The organism is Eudoraea sp. (genome assembly GCF_049665975.1).
In the GTDB taxonomy this organism is placed as follows: Bacteria; Bacteroidota; Bacteroidia; order Flavobacteriales; family Flavobacteriaceae; genus Eudoraea.
On record NZ_JBATGR010000360.1, the window covers coordinates 1 to 1,695 of the forward strand.

The window sequence follows — 1,695 nt, forward strand, 5'->3', positions numbered from 1 at the left end:
TTTAAGAGGATTCTAATGTATTCGATGCGGTTCTTAATTCTAAGTGCACGAGAATCTGTATTATTTCTAGTCTCAAAGTGAAATACCCACCCTAAAATCAAGGAAGTTCGCCACATGTCCATGCGCCTTCAGACTAATTCCAGTGCTAAAGTTCTTGGTAATCCTGTATACTAGCCCGTATCTCTGATACACATCTGAGTGCATGGGATTAGTATTGCTGAAATATACCCCAAATTGCTGACTGAAAAGAAACTTCCCTAGTAAGAACTCATGACCAATAGCCATTCCAGCCTTCACCGGACTACTTTCATCACCGTTCTGATCAAGTACGAACCCGGTACCGTTATCATACATGACCTCCCCTCCGAGGGTATAAGCGTTTACCCTGGCAAATTGTCTGCTCCATTTGATTTCTAGTCCCGGGGAAAGCAGGAATAGATTATCTCTCGGTTCTTCATAGGCAATAAAAAATGTAAAATCCCACCTTTTTTGAGGCGGTCCAAGATCTCGCCAGTTTTTGACAGCTCTTTTCTTAAATTCAAATTCTTTTAGATAATAGGCCATACCAATACCAAGAGAGGGCCAGTTAATACCCTTATTGGGTTGGCGGACTCCCCCATTGGAAATGTGATTATATACCAGTGTCCCATTTAGTAACCAACGGGATTTTATTCTGAAGTGCACCGTTCCTCCCAGTTGCAGGGGAAAGCCTATATGGGTACTATAGCTCTGGTTATCCGGGTTTGAAACCGGATCATATGGGGAGTTCTGATATGATAAACCAAGACCTGCCCGCACAGAATAATTTACTCTTCCCTTGGTATTAAATACAGGTTCTATGTAAAAGAGTCCTGTTATACCCTGGCCAAGCACTTCCTTATTGTCAAAACCCCAGTAGGTGAGCGCAATGCCTAGTTTCGGATAACACATGCATGACTCCCAGGCTTTTTGTGATATTTTGTGCCAGGCCAAATCCAATTCAATTCCCGTAGGGTAGGAATCTTCAATAGGTCTGAGTTCCCTGCTGTGGATAAGTACCGAACCTAGATGAAATTTCAGTCCAACCAGCTTCACTGAATTAAGTGAGTCACTTGTATTCTGAGAGAAAGAATATTCTGTTGAGTAAAGGAAAACTCCAATAAATAAACAACAAATTCTCAAACCTGACCTCATTCTAAATCGATAATTGTCCCCTAAAAATATCTAACACTAATTTACGAAGCAAAACCTTCATTAGGATATATTTCTTTTGGTCTTTTTTGACGGATACTGCCGGAACAAATGATCATCCCAGCTCAAACATTTTGAATAGACAAAAGCACACATTGCATACGGTTTTTACTTGCATCTGTACTCGAGGCAGGACTTGGACCTCTAATAAGGAGTCATTTATGACTAGAAGAATTCCTAATGTTCGAAATATGCGATAAAATGTGGGATAAAAACAAAAAAACCATGCATTATACATGGGTTTTGATATTAATGGCTTTGTAGTAGGGCTTCCTCCTTTGTTGGCCAAGGCGAACTGCCGCGGATAGACTTCTCGCCCAAGTTTTCCCACGAAAAAAGCCACTCACTTTCGTGAATGGCTTTGGTATTGCGATGAAGTGAGCTCCGCTCTACTTCGGCGCTCCCCCTCTTGGACTCGAACCAAGGACCCTCTGATTAACAGTCAGATGCTCTAACCAACTGAGC

1 protein-coding gene is annotated in these 1,695 nt (G+C 41.7%); it reads right to left on the reverse strand.

Features of this window, described 5'->3' with window-relative positions; translation table 11 throughout:
- Positions 1–72 precede the first annotated feature (72 nt).
- Complete coding sequence (locus tag WBN20_RS12275; RefSeq protein WP_424281895.1) at positions 73–1,074, reverse strand: acyloxyacyl hydrolase; 1,002 nt, start codon at positions 1,072–1,074, stop codon at positions 73–75.
- Positions 1,075–1,695: the final 621 nt, after the last annotated feature.